The following is a 16,718-nucleotide window of genomic DNA, read 5'->3' on the forward strand; positions in this document are numbered from 1 at the left end:
AACTAATGAATCAAGATTATATTAAACCTGATGCGTGGTCGATCATAGAAGAAGAGTTTGATACGGGCCGAGTAAAATCTTCTGAAAGTTTATTCAGTATTGGTAACGGTGCCATGGGGCAGCGTGCTAATTTCGAGGAGCATTATTCCGGGCCTAGTTTCCAGGGAAGCTATATTGGAGGTGTTTTCTATCCAGACAAGACCAAAGTTGGCTGGTGGAAAAATGGTTATCCGGAGTATTTCGCCAAAGTACTGAATGCACCTAACTGGATTGGGATCAATGTATTTATCAATGATGAGGCTTTGGATCTTTATACCTGTAAAGAGGTGAAGAATTTCCGCAGGGAATTGAATATGAAAGAAGGTTTCCTGGCCAGGTCTTTTGAAGCGACTTTACCTGGTGGAGCACAGGTGGAAGTGAAGGCGGTTCGTTTTCTTTCTATCGTAAATGATGAACTGGGAGCTATTAAATATGAAGTTACTCCTTTAAGTGGTGATGCCAAGGTTCGTTTTGATCCTTATCTCGACGGAAGCATTACCAATACAGATGCCAATTGGGAAGAGCGTTTCTGGAAAACCCTTGAGGTTAAAACCGAAGCAGATCGTGGGTATATAGTTTCTAAAACCCTTAAAACTGAATTTCATGTAGGTACTTATATGCAATCTGAAGTTCTGAAATCTGGGAAAAAGCTTGACATATCTCCAGAGGTTTGCACAGATGAAGATAGCGTGACCTTTTCTTACGTGGTTGAAGCAGCTAAAGGTGAAACAGCCGTGATCATTAAATATGCCGGTTATGTTACCGATATGAACCATAAGAGAGCAGACCTTATTCATGGAGCTTCTCTGGTACTGGATAAAGCAGTGAGCAAAGGATTTGATCAACTTAAAAATGAACAAAAGGAAGCCTGGGCTTCGATCTGGGAAATGGCAGATATCACCATCTCTGGTGATGTAAAGGCGCAGCAGGGAATACGTTTCAATATTTTTCAGCTGAACCAGACCTATCTTGGGAAGGATGAAAGACTGAATATTGGACCAAAAGGATTTACTGGAGAGAAATACGGTGGTAGTACCTACTGGGATACTGAAGCTTATTGTATTCCATTTTATATGGCTACCAAAGATCAAAAGGTAGCCAGGAAGTTACTTGCCTACAGACATAATCATTTAGAAAAGGCAAAAGAGAATGCCCAGAAATTAGGATTCTCTAATGGTGCTGCACTTTACCCGATGGTTACCATGAACGGCGAGGAAAGTCATAACGAGTGGGAGATCACCTTCGAGGAGATCCACCGTAATGGAGCAATGGTCTTTGCTATCTATAACTATGTTAGATTCACCGGGGATTTCAGCTATATTCCTGAAAAAGGACTGGAAGTGATGATTGCGATCGCCAGGTTCTGGCATCAGCGTGCTAACTTCAGCAAAGCAAAGAATAAATACGTTATCCTTGGGGTAACCGGGCCTAACGAATATGAGAATAACGTAAATAATAACTGGTATACCAACTATATCGCCAAGTGGTGTATAGAATATTGCCTGGAAATGATAGATAAGGTAAAGGATGGTCACCAGGAAGATTATACCAGGGTAATGGGATTAACTTCCCTGAACGAAGGCGAAATGGCCGACTGGAGAGAGGTTGCGGAAGGCATGTATTTCCCATATTCTGAAGATCATGGAGTATACCTGCAACAGGATGGTTTCCTGGATAAGGAAATAATCCCGGTTTCAGAACTCGATAAAAAACAACGTCCTATCAACCAGAAATGGAGTTGGGACAGGATCCTTAGATCATGCTATATCAAACAGGCAGATGTGCTTCAGGGATTCTATTTCTTTGCAGATCATTTCAGCAAGGAAGAGCTTGAAAAGCATTTTGACTTTTACGAGCCGTTAACGGTTCATGAATCTTCACTTTCTCCTTGTGTACACAGTATACAGGCGGCTTTATTAGGAAGAATGGAGCAGGCTTATGAGTTCTATGTTAGAACTTCAAGACTGGACCTGGACGATTATAATAAGGAAGTAGAAGAAGGTTGTCATATTACCAGTATGGCCGGAACATGGATGAGCATTGTAGAAGGATTCGGAGGAATGAGAGTTGAAAACGATCAGCTTTCTTTCAAACCTCAAATCCCCGAACAATGGGATGCTTACTCCTTTAAGATCAATTTCAGGGACAGGATCCTGAAGGTTCATGTTTCTGGCAAGGAAACCAAATTCTCTCTGGAAGGAGAAGATTCACTGGAGATCCTTGTAAACGGTAAAAAGGTTGAAGTTTCACCTGAAGCTCCAGTTAGTATCTAAAACGAATAAAAGCCTGTTCCTGCCTGGAACGGGCTTTTCTTTTAAAAACCTACAATGAAAAGACTTTTATACCTGCTTGCCTTTGTCATGAGTTTTAGTTCTGTTGGTCAAATTGAAAGAATCGAACCGCCCTTCTGGTGGAGCGATATGAATTTGCCGGAACTACAGATCATGTTCTACGGAGAAAATATTGCTGACTTCAATGTTACTGGAGCAGAACCTGTGATCATCAATAATGTTCGCAGAACCGAAAATTCAAATTATCTTTTTGTGACCATCAATTCGGCCGATCTTAAAGCCGGTAACTATACCTTCAGTTTTAATAAAGATGGAAAGAAATCATTTCAGCAACAATATGAAATAAAGAAAAGGGAAGATGGCTCTGCCGAAAGACAGGGATTTGATGCCTCAGACGCCATGTATCTTATCATGCCTGATAGATTCGCCAACGGAAATCCTAACAACGATTCTCATCCCGATATGCAGGAGAAAGCTAATCGCGGAGAACAGGGAGGAAGACATGGAGGTGACCTTCAGGGAGTGATAGATCATCTAGATTATTTGCAAGACCTTGGAATTACTGCACTTTGGAGCACTCCGCTTTTGGCAGATGATGATGAAAATTACTCCTATCATACTTACGCACAAAGTGATGTATATAAAATAGATCCAAGGTACGGTACCAATGAGGATTACCGCAGACTTGCAGATGAAATGCATAAGCGTGATATGAAACTCATAATGGATTATGTGACCAATCACTGGGGAGCAGAACACTGGATGATCAAAGATCTGCCAACCTATGACTGGATAAACCAGTTCCCGGGATATGAGAATTCTAATTACAGGATGACCACGCAATATGATCCACACCGGTCTGGCCGCGATTTTAAATATTGTGTAGATGGCTGGTTCACCAGGACGATGCCAGATCTAAACCAGGGAAATCCATTAGTTCAGAATTACCTGGTGCAAAATGCTATCTGGTGGATAGAATACGCTGGTCTGGATGGTTTCAGGGTAGATACCTATTCTTATAATGACAAGGAAGGGATCGCTAAATGGACAAAAGCGATCATGGATGAATATCCAAATTTCAACATTGTTGGTGAGGTTTGGATGCATGATCAGGCGCAGATCTCTTACTGGCAAAAAGATAGCGAGATCGGAGCGATCCAGAGCTATAATTCTCATTTGCCTTCGGTGATGGATTTCACCCTTCATGATGCTATTGGGGTAATGTTCAATGAAAACGAATCCTCATGGGATCGCGGAATGATCAAAGCTTATGAAAACTTCGTGAATGATTTTTTATATCCAGACATCAATAATCTTCTTGTATTTGCTGAAAATCACGATACCAATAGATTAAATGAGATCTATGATGGTGACCTGGCCAAATATAAAATGGCCATGAGCCTTATCCTGACCACCCGGGGAATTCCTCAATTATATTATGGTAGTGAAATTGGGATGCGTGGCGATAAAGGTAAAGGAGATGGCGATATTAGAAGGGATTTTCCAGGAGGTTGGAAAAATGATAAGAACAATGCTTTTACTGCTGAAGGAAGAAATGAAACCCAGGAAGAATTTCATTCTTTCACCAAAAAACTGTTGAACTTCAGGAAGAATAATGAAGTACTGCACTTCGGTAAATTATTGCAGTTCCTGCCTGTAGATAATGTCTATGTTTATTTCAGGTATAATGAGAATGACCGGGTGATGGTAGTCATCAATAATAGTTTAGAAACTCAGCAACTGGATCTTTCCAGGTATACCGAAGGTTTGAAAACACATGTCAGCGGCACCGATATTATTTCAGAAAAAACCATCGAACTAAAAGATAAACTTAGCGTAGAAGGCCAGACTTCTATGATCATTAAATTAAAATAATCACATTTATATTAAAACAATACGAATTATGAGAAGACTATTATTAGCCTTTTTAACGGTCTCATTGCTTATTTCCTGTAAAAATGAGCCTAAGAAGGACTCCATGGAGGCTACTGGGGAAGATACCTTAAGTATTGCACCTATAGATAATGAAATACTGGAATCTGCAGTGATCTATGAGGCCAACATCCGCCAGTATTCACCTGAGGGCACTTTTGATGCTTTCACTAAAGATATTCCGCAGCTAAAAGAACTGGGGGTAAAGGTGATCTGGTTAATGCCGATGTATCCAATTTCCATGAAGAACAGGAAAGCCACCGGTGGCCGTGATGTTGCCGATATTGAAGATCCTGAGGAGCGCAAAAAATACCTGGGAAGTTATTATGCTATCTCAGACTATTCTGCTGTAAATCCTGAACACGGGAATATGGAAGATTTCGATGAACTTGTTGAAACCGCCCATGAGAACGGTATGTATGTGATCCTGGACTGGGTTGCGAACCATACTGGTTGGGACCATCAATGGCTAACAGACCATAAAGACTGGTATACTCAGAATGAAAAAGGAGAAGTTGTAGACCCAATTAATGATGAAACCGGGGAGTCATGGGGCTGGACAGATGTAGCCGATCTAAACTTTGATAACCAGGAGTTGCGCAAAGCGATGATCGAGGAAATGTTATTCTGGGTTAGAGAGCATGATATTGACGGTTTCAGGGCAGATGCGGCGCATTCGGTTCCGACAGATTTCTGGGAGACAGCTGCTGAAAAGATAAAAGAGGAGAAACCGGTATTCATGCTTGCAGAAGCCGAAAGTCCTAAAGATCTTTTTCATAACGCCTTCGATATGGGATACAACTGGGAAGGTCATCACATCATGAACGAAATCGCACAGGGAAAAAAGACCGCGAAGGACTATGATGCCTATATGCAAAAGATAGACACCACTTTTCAGGATGATGATTATCTTATGAATTTTGTGACCAATCACGATGAGAATTCCTGGGCAGGAACGGTTAAGGAGAGAATGGGAGAAGCTTCAGAAGCTATGCTAGCTCTTACCTATACGCTTCCTGGAATGCCGTTGATCTATAGCGGGCAGGAGTATGATATGGATAAGAGATTATTGTTCTTTGAAAAAGATACCATCCCTAAAACAAAAGGGAAAGTATATCCGCTTTTAGAAAAGCTTGGGGAGTTGAAGAATAATAATACAGCTCTAAATGGTGGGAAGGAAGCCGCAGCTTATGCGAATGTAGAAACTTCAGCTGAAGAGAAGATCTTAGCCTTCAAAAGAGAGAAAGATGCAAAGGTTCTTTATTATGTAGCTAATATGACCGCGAAACCAGTGTCGTTTACTGCAGATCTTTCAGGAGATTTTCAGGATTATATGAGCGATTCTGAAGTACAAATTTCTGAAGGCCAGGAAATTCAATTTGGACCCTGGGAGTATAAAATTTTGATAAATAAGTAATTAAACTCATAAATATTTGCAAAAAGCCACTTAATAGTGGCTTTTTTTATTAGTTATTAACCGAAAACGTTTTAGTTTTTTCCGAAATTAGGTAAATGATTTGAAAGGAGTTAGCTTTGAGCTTAATGGGTGAAAAAATTAAAAACATTGCGGTTTTAACATCAGGAGGAGATGCTCCTGGAATGAATGCTGCAATTAGAGCAGTAGTTCGTGCATGTTCGTTTTACAAACTGGAATGCACCGGCGTTTATAGAGGTTATCAGGGTCTTATCGAAGCTGATTTCGAAACTCTTGATGCGCGTTCTGTAAGAAATATCATCAATAAAGGTGGAACTTTTCTTAAATCCACTCGTTCCGAAGAATTCAAAACCAAGGAAGGTAGAAAGAAAGCCTTTGAAAACCTTAAGGCCAACAACGTTGATGGCCTTGTGGTTATTGGAGGGGATGGTACTTTTACCGGTGGTCAGCTATTTAGCAAGGAATTCAATTTCCCAATTGTGGGAATTCCCGCGACCATAGATAATGACATTAATGGTACCGATTATACCTTAGGTTACGATACTGCATTAAATACGGTGGTGGAAGCGATCGATAAGATTCGCGACACTGCCAGCTCACACAACAGGCTTTTCCTTATCGAAGTAATGGGTAGGGATGCCGGTGATATTGCTTTAAATAGTGGAATTGGAGCCGGAGCCGAAGAGATCCTGATCCCTGAAGAAAGTATGGGGGCGGAAAGACTTATCGAATCTCTGAAAAAAAGTAAAAAAGCAGGTAAAACCTCTAGTATCATCGTAGTAGCTGAAGGTGAAAAAAGCGGTAAGAATATTTTTGAACTGGCGGGCTATATAGAGGAAAACCTTGATGAATACGAAATAAGAGTTTCGGTTTTAGGGCATATTCAGCGTGGTGGATCACCTAGCTGTTTTGATCGTGTCCTGGCCAGTAAACTTGGTGTTGGAGCTGTAGAAGCTCTTATGAAAAACAAGACCGAAATAATGATAGGTATACATCATCAAAAAGTGGTGCATGTAGACCTGGTTACCGCAATTAAAGGTGACGCCAAAATAGATAAAGAATTAAGAAGGGTGGCAGACATCACTTCTGTATAATTAAAAACCAAAGAAATGAGTACAAAAATTGGAATAAACGGATTTGGGCGAATAGGAAGAATTGCTTTTCGTATTGCCGCTCAAAATGAGAATGTTGAGGTTGTAGGTATTAATGATCTTCTGGATGTAGATCACCTGGCATATTTGCTTAAGTATGATTCTGTACACGGGAAGTATAACGGTACAGTAGAGGTTAAAGATGGTCATCTAATCGTAGATGGTAAAAAGATCAGAGTAACTTCAGAAAAGAATCCTGCAGATCTTAAATGGGGAGATATTAATGCTGAAGTAGTTCTTGATTGTACTGGAATTTTTACAGATAAAGACAATGCAAAAGCACATTTAGATGCAGGAGCAAGAAAAGTAGTTATTTCTGCACCTTCTAAAACTGCTCCAATGTTCGTAATGGGAGTAAACCACCAGGATGTGACTGCAGATGACCATATTGTGTCTAACGCATCATGTACTACCAACTGTCTTGCACCACTTGCAAAAGTGATCGATGATGAGTTTGGATTGGTAGAAGGGCTTATGACTACAGTTCATGCGTCTACATCTACTCAGTTCACCGTAGATTCTCCATCTAGAAAGAACTTTAGATTAGGAAGAAGCGCGATGGCTAACATCATCCCAAGTTCAACCGGAGCAGCAGTTGCGGTAACCAAAGTAATTCCTTCGTTAAAAGGAAAACTTACCGGGATGGCTTTTAGAGTTCCAACCACAGATGTTTCTGTAGTAGATCTAACGGTACGTACAGAGAAGAATACCTCTTATGATGAGATCAAAGCTGCTTTCAAAAAAGCTTCAGAAGGAGCCTTTAAAGGAGTGATTTCTTATACTGAAGAAGAAGTAGTAAGCCAGGATTTCGTGTCAGATGCACATACTTGTAACTTTGATGCCGGAGCCGGAATTGCACTAAACGATAATTTCTTCAAGCTAATCGCATGGTATGATAACGAGTATGGTTACTCGGCTAAACTTATCGACCTTGCTGCACACGTAGCTACTCTATAATATTTTAAATCTTAAATAAGCACAGTTCTCAGCAGATTAAATCGTAAATTTAAGTTACGAACTGTGTTTATTTCTGATTTTAATTAATCATAAGAACAAATGATCTTAATTGCTGATGGAGGTTCCACGAAATGTGATTGGATACTTCTAAATAATGAAGGAGAACAGGTTTTTAAAACCAGAACAAAGGGATTAAATCCCGCGGTTTTTAAAGAACCGGTTCTGGAAGAGAGACTTGCCGAGAATCCGGAGCTTGCAGAAGTGAAAGATAAAGTAGAAAAAGTTCATTTCTATGGTGCCGGCTGCGGTACTCCAACTCCACGAGAATTATTAAAAAGTATTATCGCGAACTATTTCACCAATGCAGATGAAGTGCTGGTGATGGAAGATATGGTCGCGGCAGTATATGCTGCTACCACAGAGCCAGGAATCGTTTGTATCCTGGGAACAGGTTCGAACAGTTGCTATTTTGATGGTAAAAACATCCATCAGGCTGTAGATTCTCTAGGTTATATCCTAATGGATGAGGCCAGCGGAAACTATTTTGGAAAGAGACTGATACGCGATTACTATTATAAGCGTATGCCTCCCGAAGTAGCTGAAAAGTTCGAAGAAAAATTCGATCTTAATTCAGATACTATTAAGATGAACCTTTATAGAAAAGAAAACCCGAATACCTATCTGGCTCATTTTGCTGAATTTATTTTCACCAACGAGCGCAATGGGTATTTCTATAAGCTTCTGCATGAAGGATTAACAGATTTTGTTCATTCCAGGGTGCTTTCTTACCCACAGGTAACTTCGGTTCCGGTTCATTTTATTGGGACCATAGCTTTCTTTAGTGAAGATATCATCAGGGCGGTTCTGCAACCATACGGAATTCAACTTGGGAATATAGTAAGAAGACCTATAGATGCCTTAATTGAATATTACAGACAAAATGTGATTAAAGTATCCTAGATATTTTTTCAGATCAAAATATATTGAGACCTGCTTTTAGCAGGTCTTTTTTTTGGTATTGTTTTAAGATTTTTTTTGTAATCATTTAAGATTTAGTGAGTTATGTATTAATAAATCAAAAAAATAAGTTAATTTCATAGGCTCTACACTAATGAAATGAAATTCGCTTCAGAAATATTAAAACGAAACAGTTCTCAAATTATGGAGAACTGGGAATCCCTGGTAAAGGAGGAGATTCCTGCATCTAATATTTCCAGTGATCTTGCTTTAAGAAACCAATTGCCTAATGTCCTTGAGGATATTGCAGATATTATAGATCGATACGACGAATTTTCTGAAATCGAGAAGAATAAGAAATACGAGGCTATCATCAAGAATAGTTTCGATCATGGCCGGCACAGGGCAACCACCTCGCATTATACTTTACAGCAAATACTCAGGGAGTATGTCATTTTTCACAAAGTGCTCACCGAAACGCTTATTAAAAATAAAGTGTATACGAAGAGAATAGGCAATACTTTAAAGTATACTCTGGAAACAGCAATGCTTACCTCGGCCACTTCTTTTAGCGATTCTTTACAGGAGATGCGGGAAAAACTTGTGGGTACCCTGGCACACGATATTAGGAATCCTATCTCTGCAGCATATTTTGCCCTGGACGTGATAAATTTTAATGATGATAAAGAAAGGATAGAAAGCCTAAGAGCCATGGGATTGCGTAGTCTTAAAAAATCGCTGGACCTGCTGGAGGGACTTTTAGATGCGATTAGCGTCAAGGCCGGTGAAGGAATCACCTTGAACTTTGCTGAAATAGATATAGTAAGAGAGATAAGGTGGGTTTTTAAAGAAGCTTCAGAGATCTATAATAACCAAATTATTTTTGAATGTAATGAAGAAGAAATCATAGGGATTTTTGATGGAACGGCTATAAGAAGGGTGATCGAAAACCTGGTTGCGAATGCCGTGAAGTATGGTTCCAGGAATTCCGAGATCAAAATGATCCTGGAAAATTTTGAAGAGGAGGTGGTTATAAAGATCCATAATTTTGGAAAGCCCATAGATAAAAGCAGTCAATCTGAAATTTTTGATTTTCTTAATCGCGGCACAAGATCTGAAAATACAGATATGGAAGGCTGGGGAATGGGGCTTACCCTGGTTAAAAGCGTAGCCCTGGCTCATGGAGGAATGGTTTCTCTTGAAAGCAATAAAGAGGACGGAACTACTTTTTCAATCAGTTTGAAGAAGAATTTCAATCAACCGGGAAAGGTGCGCACAGAACTCAATTATTTTACCGATTAATATTATTCAATAAATACTCAGAATCGAACAATAGATCGTTCGATCAAAATTCAAAGACCCTGCAATTAAATCTTTAAGATATGCTCGTAAAGGTATATGGCAGTGCTGTTTTTGGAGTTGAAGCTACTACCATCACAGTTGAAGTAAACGTAGCTCCAGGTATTGGATATCATTTGGTTGGTCTTCCCGATAATGCCGTAAAGGAATCCAGTTATCGAATAGCGGCTGCTCTGCAAAACAATAATTTAAAATTACCGGGTAAAAAGATCATTATCAATATGGCTCCTGCAGATCTTCGGAAAGAAGGCTCAGCCTATGATCTTACTTTTGCGCTAGGGATTCTTGCCGCGTCCAAACAGATAAAAGCAGATAATATCTCAGATTACTTGATCATGGGGGAGTTATCTCTCGATGGTAGCCTGCAGCCAATTCGCGGTGCTTTACCCATAGCTATACAGGCGAAAAAAGAAGGCTTTAAAGGCTTTATCCTTCCGGAACAGAATGCAAGGGAAGCTGCCATCGTTTCCGGGCTTGAGGTTTACGGGGTGAAAAATATCACCCAGGTAACCGACTTTTTCGATAAGGACCTTGAATTGGAAAGAACAGTTATCAATACCCGGGAAACATTCTACAATAACCTGAATAATTTAGAACACGATTTCGCAGATGTAAAAGGGCAGGAATCTATAAAACGCTGCATGGAGATCGCCGCTGCCGGCGGTCATAATATCATTCTTATAGGTCCTCCCGGTGCCGGCAAAACTATGCTGGCCAAGCGCTTGCCTACGATATTACCTCCCATGACCCTTCAGGAAGCTCTTGAAACTACTAAAATTCACAGTGTAGCCGGTCGAATCAAGGACAATATTGGTTTAATGTCTCAGAGACCTTTCAGGAGTCCACATCATACGATTTCAGACGTAGCCCTGGTTGGAGGCGGAGCATATCCGCAACCCGGTGAAATTTCACTTTCTCATAATGGCGTTTTATTTCTGGATGAACTTCCTGAATTTAAGCGGGGAGTGCTGGAAGTTATGCGTCAGCCTCTGGAAGATAGGGAAGTCACTATTTCCAGGGCTAAATTTACGGTTACCTATCCCTCAAGTTTTATGCTGGTAGCTAGCATGAATCCTAGTCCGGGAGGATATTTCAATGATCCCGGGGCTCCGGTAACTTCCTCTCCTTTTGAGATGCAGCGCTACCTGAGTAAAATAAGCGGGCCACTTCTGGACAGGATAGATATTCATATAGAAGTTACTCCTGTGCCTTTTGACAAATTAAGTGAGGAAAGAAGAGGGGAAAGCAGTGTGCAAATAAGGGAAAGGGTGACCAGGGCCAGGGAGCTTCAGACGAGGCGTTTTGAAGGGGTAGACCACATTCATTATAACGCTCAAATGGGGCCAAAACAGATCAGGGAATTCTGCAAATTAGAGGATAATTCAAAATTACTACTTAAAACGGCTATGGAGCGATTGAATCTTTCAGCGAGGGCTTACGATCGTATTTTAAAGGTTTCCAGAAGTATTGCAGACCTGGAGGGAAGTGAAGCCATTATGGGGGACCACATTAGTGAAGCCATACAGTATAGAAGTTTAGATCGTGAAGGTTGGTTAGCCTGAATATCTTGAGTTTTAATTAACTAAACCTAACCGGCTTTTTTATATTTTTGGGAAGACCGTAAAAACCAATCTGCAATTTCTGAAGGGAATTTCTTCGGAAAAAAACAACCTAAACTAATGAAAAGAATTTTTCTAATTTTTCTCTGTCTTGGGATCTTCTCATGTAAAGGAGATAAATCTAAAGAAGTTGAAAAAAACACAACCAGTAATGATAGTATCGATGTTGAAGGTCTTTTACCAGACGGTCTAATGGCTACTGAACCCGTTATTCTGGATGTGGAAGAAGCAAATAAACTTGTAGAGCTTCCTTTGGCCTGTATAGAAACCGAATATCCCAATAAGCTGGGACAAACTCTCGAAAATAAAGAGGCGATAGGTGAACCACATGAATTACACCCGGCTTTCTATGGTTGTTTCGACTGGCACTCTTCGGTACATGCTCACTGGTCGCTGGTAAGCCTGCTAAAACAATTTCCTAAGATCGAAAGGAAAGAGGAGATCAGGGAAACCCTTACCAAATCTCTGTCGGCTGAAAATATTAAGGGAGAACTTGATTATTTTAAAAGGAATCAGAGTGCTTCTTTTGAAAGAACATACGGATGGGCGTGGTTGCTAAAACTGGCTGAGGAACTAAAGACCTGGGAAGATCCGCTAGGACAGGAACTCGCTGCAAACCTGCAACCCTTAACCGAGCTTATTATTCAGAATTATATAGAATTTCTACCTAAGCTTAATTATCCAATCAGGGTAGGTGAACATACGAATACCGCCTTTGGACTTGCCTTTGCCTACGATTACGCGAAAGCGACCGAGAATCAAAAGTTTCTGGATATCATTAAAAAACGAGCCCAGGACTTTTATTTAAAAGATGATAATTGTCCCGTAACCTGGGAGCCAGGAGGATATGATTTTCTTTCGCCTTGCCTTTCTGAAATTGATATTATGAGGCGTGTACTTCCTAAAAATGCCTTCAGCTTATGGATAGACGATTTTATGCCTCAGCTAAAGAAAGATGATTTCCAGATGGAAGTGGGTGAAGTTTCAGATAGAACCGATGGAAAATTAGTTCATCTGGACGGGCTCAACTTTAGCAGAGCCTGGGTTTTTTATGGCCTCGCCAATGAGTATCCAGAGCAGTTTGGGCATCTAAAAAGCCTTGCCAATGAGCATGTAGCCTATTCTTTTCCAAATGTTGTGGGAGACGATTATGAAGGAGGACACTGGTTAGGATCATTTGCTATATACGCTTTACAGAAATCTCAGGGTAAAGTGAAGGAGTGAGAAACTTTTTAAAGAACTTAGGACCGGGAATACTCGTTTCTGCAGCGTTCATAGGGCCGGGTACGGTTACCATTTGCAGCGTTGCCGGGGTAAACTTTGGTTATTCTTTATTATGGGCTTTATCAATCTCCATTTTTGCCTGCATCATCCTCCAGGAAATGTCGGCCCGGTTAGGCCTGATCTCAGGGAAGGGTTTAAGTGATTGTATTCGCGACGAGTTAAAGAATCCTGCGATCAGGATCTTTATTCTATTCCTTATATTTTCTGCGATCGTCATTGGCAATGCAGCCTATGAGGCAGGTAACATTACCGGCGCCGTCCTTGGTGTGGAGGCTGTTTTTCAGTCAAAAAACTTTGAGGTTGGCGCTTTCAGCTTCAATATCTGGAGTTTACTAATTGGAGGAATAGCATTTTTTCTACTTTACCTAGGGAGCTATAAAAAACTGGAAAAGGTTTTCATTGGCCTGGTTTTGCTTATGAGCGTAGCTTTCATTCTAACCGCCATCATCACCCAACCTGATATTACCGGAATTCTTAGAGGATTTATCCCGGGATCATTTGATGCCGGACTTTTAACCATCATAGCCTTGGTGGGCACTACCGTTGTACCCTATAATCTTTTTCTGCATGCTTCATTAGTCAGTGAAAAATGGAATGGTCCGCAATACCTGGGAGCGGTAAGAAAAGAACTGGTATTCTCATTATTGCTGGGTGGAATGGTCTCTATGGCTATTGTAATATGTGCCGCCGCAGCGAATATAGATAAGATCGAGTCTGCCGCAGATCTGGCTCTGGGCCTTGAGCCTTTATTCGGAAATTCGGCCACCATTTTTATAGCGATAGGGCTTCTGGCAGCAGGAATCACCTCTTCAATTACAGCTCCATTAGCAGCTGCTTATGTTGTTCAGGGCTGTCTGGGATGGAAAGGGGGAATGCAATCCAAAAGGTTTAAGGCGGTGTGGATGATCGTAATTATACTTGGGGTTATATTTTCATCCCTTGGTATTAAACCAGTCGAAATAATACAATTCGCTCAAATCGCCAACGGTTTGGTACTGCCAGTCGTGGCAATTTTCTTATTTTGGATAGTGAACCAAAGTTCTGTCCTTGGAAAACACAAAAACAATCTATGGCAAAACATAATAGGTTTTATCGTAATTGCTTTATCTGTTTTCCTGGGAGTAAAATCTATTTTAAACGTAATTCAAAATTTTTAGATGGAAAGGACCATACATTTAAATTGTGATCTAGGAGAAGGCGGGAAGTATGACGAAGAGATCATGCCTTTGATCTCTGCCTGTAATATTGCTTGTGGAGGTCATGCCGGAAACCTGGAAACCATGCATAGAACTGTTAGGATGGCCATGGAACATGATGTTGAAATAGGAGCGCATCCTTCTTATCCAGACCGGGAAAATTTTGGCCGAAACCATCTCGAGATGTCTGCCCGGGATCTTAAACTTTCTATCGAAGGTCAGATCTTAAGTTTAAAACAGATCGCAGAATCTGAGGGCGGAAAAATGACTCATGTAAAACTTCATGGAGCACTTTATAATGACGCTGCGAAAGATGAAAATATAGCCCGGCTTATCGTAGAATGTCTGGAAGATCTGGAGGAAGATTTCCGGCTTTTTGTACCGCTAAATTCTAAAATTTCTGAACTGGCCATGGGTAAATTCGACCTGTTTTTTGAGGCCTTCGCAGACCGGAATTATGAGCCAGATTACAGCCTGGTTTCACGTTCAAAAAACCATGCTTTGATCACCGAAGATCAACAGGTTTTTGAGCATGTTTTTTTCATGTATAATGACGGGAAAATAAAGACGTTTTCAGGTGAAGAAATCAGCTGCAAAGCAGATACTTTTTGCGTGCATAGCGACACTCCATCTTCCCTTGAGATCATCCATTTTTTACATAAGAAATTTGCTGAAAAAGGAATAGGAGTAAAGAATACTTAATGACAGATTATCCAAAAATAACACCACTAGGAGACCGCTCTATTTTGATAGATTTCGGTGATAAGATCAATGATGAAACTCTGGATAAAGTGCTATTTTACAAGCAAAAGCTTGAAAATGAAAAGTTTAAACAAAGGGTTGAAGTAATAAACACATATAACTCGTTATTAATTAGTTACATGTTCACTATAGAAGATGTCTATAGTGAGTTTTTAAGGCTTAAAGACCTATTGACCGAGGCTAATATACCAAAAAAAACGAACTACAGAATTTTTCACATTCCGGTCTGTTATGATGAAGAATTCGGTCTCGATCTGGAACACATTTCCAGGCAGAAAAATCTTTCAATAAATAGAATAATCGAGTTGCATACGGTTCCAATTTATCAGGTTTATTTTATCGGTTTTCTACCAGGATTTTTATACCTCGGTGGGCTCGATTCCAGGCTTCAGATTTCAAGAAAAGAAACCCCTAGAAGATCGGTCGAAAAAGGCTCGGTTGGGATAGGTGAAAATCAAACCGGGATCTATCCAAAAAACAGTCCGGGAGGATGGCAAATTTTGGGCAGATCTCCACTTCAATTATTCGATAAAAATGAAGACCCACCTTGTCCTTTTTCTGCCGGCGACAAAATAAAATTTGAAGCGGTTTCTAGAGAGGATTATGATCGCATTGAGCAGGATGTAAATGAAGGAAATTATCAACTCAAATTTGAAGATCATCATGGCTGAAATTGAAGTTTTACAACCGGGATTATTTTCAAGTATTCAGGATCTGGGAAGGTTCGGTTATCAAAAATTCGGGGTGCCTCATAGCGGGGTTATGGATAGATATTCTATGCGTATTTGTAATATGATCCTGGGGAATCCTCAGGAAACTGCTGTTATGGAAATTACCATGCAGGGGCCGGAATTAAAATTTTCAGCTTCGGCCTATATTTGTATTTGTGGAGCCGATATTTCTCCTAAAGTAAATTCCGAAGAAATCCCACAAGATGAAATTATTGAAATTAAGGCCGGCGATATATTGAAATTCGGAGGTCTAAGGAATGGCTTTCGCGCTTACCTGGGAATTCGCGGTGGTTTTACCACTAAAGAAGTTCTGGGTAGCAAGAGTTGGTATGAAGGGATAACCGATGAATTCCGGCTTAAAAAAGGAATGCTCCTGGAATATGATAACAGGGATTTTAAAGATCCTGATACTTTTTCTGCACTAAAAACAGAACTGGATTATTTGGACTCCAGGGAGATAGAAGTATATCCGGGTCCGGAATTTGAGAAACTATCCCCAAACCAAAAGGAAGAATTTTTTAATACAGATTATACATTAGACCAAAGCAGTAACCGCATGGCGGTTCAGTTTAACCAGGAATTACCTAATGATCTGGAACCAATCATTACCGCGCCAGTGGTCCCAGGAACCGTTCAGTTAACGCCTTCGGGTAAACTTATCGCTCTTATGAGAGATTGCCAGACTACCGGAGGTTATCCCAGAATTTTACAGCTTTCAGAAAAAGGGATAGAGACGATCGCACAAAAACGACCAGGAGAAAATATCAGGTTTCAGAAGAAAGAATATCCGCAGCTATAATCCTTAATTATTTGAATCTCTTTAGGCAGGTTGAGGTTTATACAAATAAAAAAGTGCCACCTCGGTATGTTTTTATAGAAAAGACCCTACTCAGAACTATATTAACCTCGGTGAGCACTTTTTTGCCCCAAAACACTTTAGTTTTACTAAAATGACTAAGACAAATATAGAGCAGAAGGCTATTCACTGAAAGGGGAAAATTCCCC

Annotated in this window: 13 protein-coding genes; all 13 read left to right on the forward strand. The window is 40.3% G+C overall.

Going from position 1 to position 16,718, the window contains the following annotated elements; translation table 11 throughout:
- The first annotated feature begins 5 nt into the window (after positions 1-5).
- Positions 6-2,312: a glycoside hydrolase family 65 protein gene (locus tag C8P64_RS14490; RefSeq protein WP_108172789.1), complete on the forward strand. Its 2,307-nt coding sequence runs from the start codon at positions 6-8 to the stop codon at positions 2,310-2,312.
- A 54-nt stretch (positions 2,313-2,366) separates the two neighbouring features.
- Positions 2,367-4,205 carry a glycoside hydrolase family 13 protein gene (locus C8P64_RS14495; RefSeq protein ID WP_108172790.1) on the forward strand — a complete coding sequence of 613 codons (1,839 nt, stop codon included), beginning with the start codon at positions 2,367-2,369 and terminating at the stop codon, positions 4,203-4,205.
- Between the two features lie 28 nt (positions 4,206-4,233).
- On the forward strand, positions 4,234-5,679 hold the full coding sequence (locus C8P64_RS14500; protein WP_108172791.1) for an alpha-amylase family glycosyl hydrolase: 1,446 nt from the start codon (positions 4,234-4,236) through the stop codon (positions 5,677-5,679).
- Positions 5,680-5,804: 125 nt separating this feature from the next.
- A complete protein-coding gene (pfkA, locus tag C8P64_RS14505) occupies positions 5,805-6,791 on the forward strand; it encodes a 6-phosphofructokinase (protein ID WP_108172792.1) in 987 nt (328 codons plus the stop codon).
- Positions 6,792-6,806: 15 nt separating this feature from the next.
- Positions 6,807-7,805: a type I glyceraldehyde-3-phosphate dehydrogenase gene (gene gap / locus C8P64_RS14510; RefSeq protein WP_108172793.1), complete on the forward strand. Its 999-nt coding sequence runs from the start codon at positions 6,807-6,809 to the stop codon at positions 7,803-7,805.
- Between the two features lie 99 nt (positions 7,806-7,904).
- Entirely contained in the window at positions 7,905-8,765 is an 861-nt protein-coding gene (locus C8P64_RS14515; protein WP_108172794.1) for a BadF/BadG/BcrA/BcrD ATPase family protein, read from the forward strand.
- 201 nt (positions 8,766-8,966) lie between these two features.
- Complete coding sequence (locus C8P64_RS14520) at positions 8,967-10,064, forward strand: sensor histidine kinase (protein WP_170106668.1); 1,098 nt, start codon at positions 8,967-8,969, stop codon at positions 10,062-10,064.
- An 80-nt stretch (positions 10,065-10,144) separates the two neighbouring features.
- A complete protein-coding gene (locus tag C8P64_RS14525) occupies positions 10,145-11,683 on the forward strand; it encodes a YifB family Mg chelatase-like AAA ATPase (RefSeq protein ID WP_108172796.1) in 1,539 nt (512 codons plus the stop codon).
- A gap of 117 nt (positions 11,684-11,800) precedes the next feature.
- Positions 11,801-12,964, forward strand: coding sequence for a DUF2891 domain-containing protein (locus C8P64_RS14530; protein WP_108172797.1), 1,164 nt, complete (start codon positions 11,801-11,803; stop codon positions 12,962-12,964).
- Positions 12,961-14,181, forward strand: coding sequence for an Nramp family divalent metal transporter (locus C8P64_RS14535; protein ID WP_108172798.1), 1,221 nt, complete (start codon positions 12,961-12,963; stop codon positions 14,179-14,181). Before C8P64_RS14530 ends, C8P64_RS14535 begins: the two co-directional genes overlap by 4 nt.
- Entirely contained in the window at positions 14,182-14,922 is a 741-nt protein-coding gene (gene pxpA, locus C8P64_RS14540) for a 5-oxoprolinase subunit PxpA (protein WP_108172799.1), read from the forward strand.
- Positions 14,922-15,653: a 5-oxoprolinase subunit PxpB gene (gene pxpB, locus C8P64_RS14545; protein ID WP_108172800.1), complete on the forward strand. Its 732-nt coding sequence runs from the start codon at positions 14,922-14,924 to the stop codon at positions 15,651-15,653. The genes pxpA and pxpB overlap by 1 nt, the downstream gene beginning before the upstream one ends.
- Positions 15,610-16,512, forward strand: coding sequence for a 5-oxoprolinase subunit C family protein (locus C8P64_RS14550; protein ID WP_245889709.1), 903 nt, complete (start codon positions 15,610-15,612; stop codon positions 16,510-16,512). The genes pxpB and C8P64_RS14550 overlap by 44 nt, the downstream gene beginning before the upstream one ends.
- Positions 16,513-16,718: the final 206 nt, after the last annotated feature.

Source organism: Christiangramia gaetbulicola (assembly GCF_003054225.1).
Lineage (GTDB): Bacteria > Bacteroidota > Bacteroidia > Flavobacteriales > Flavobacteriaceae > Christiangramia > Christiangramia gaetbulicola.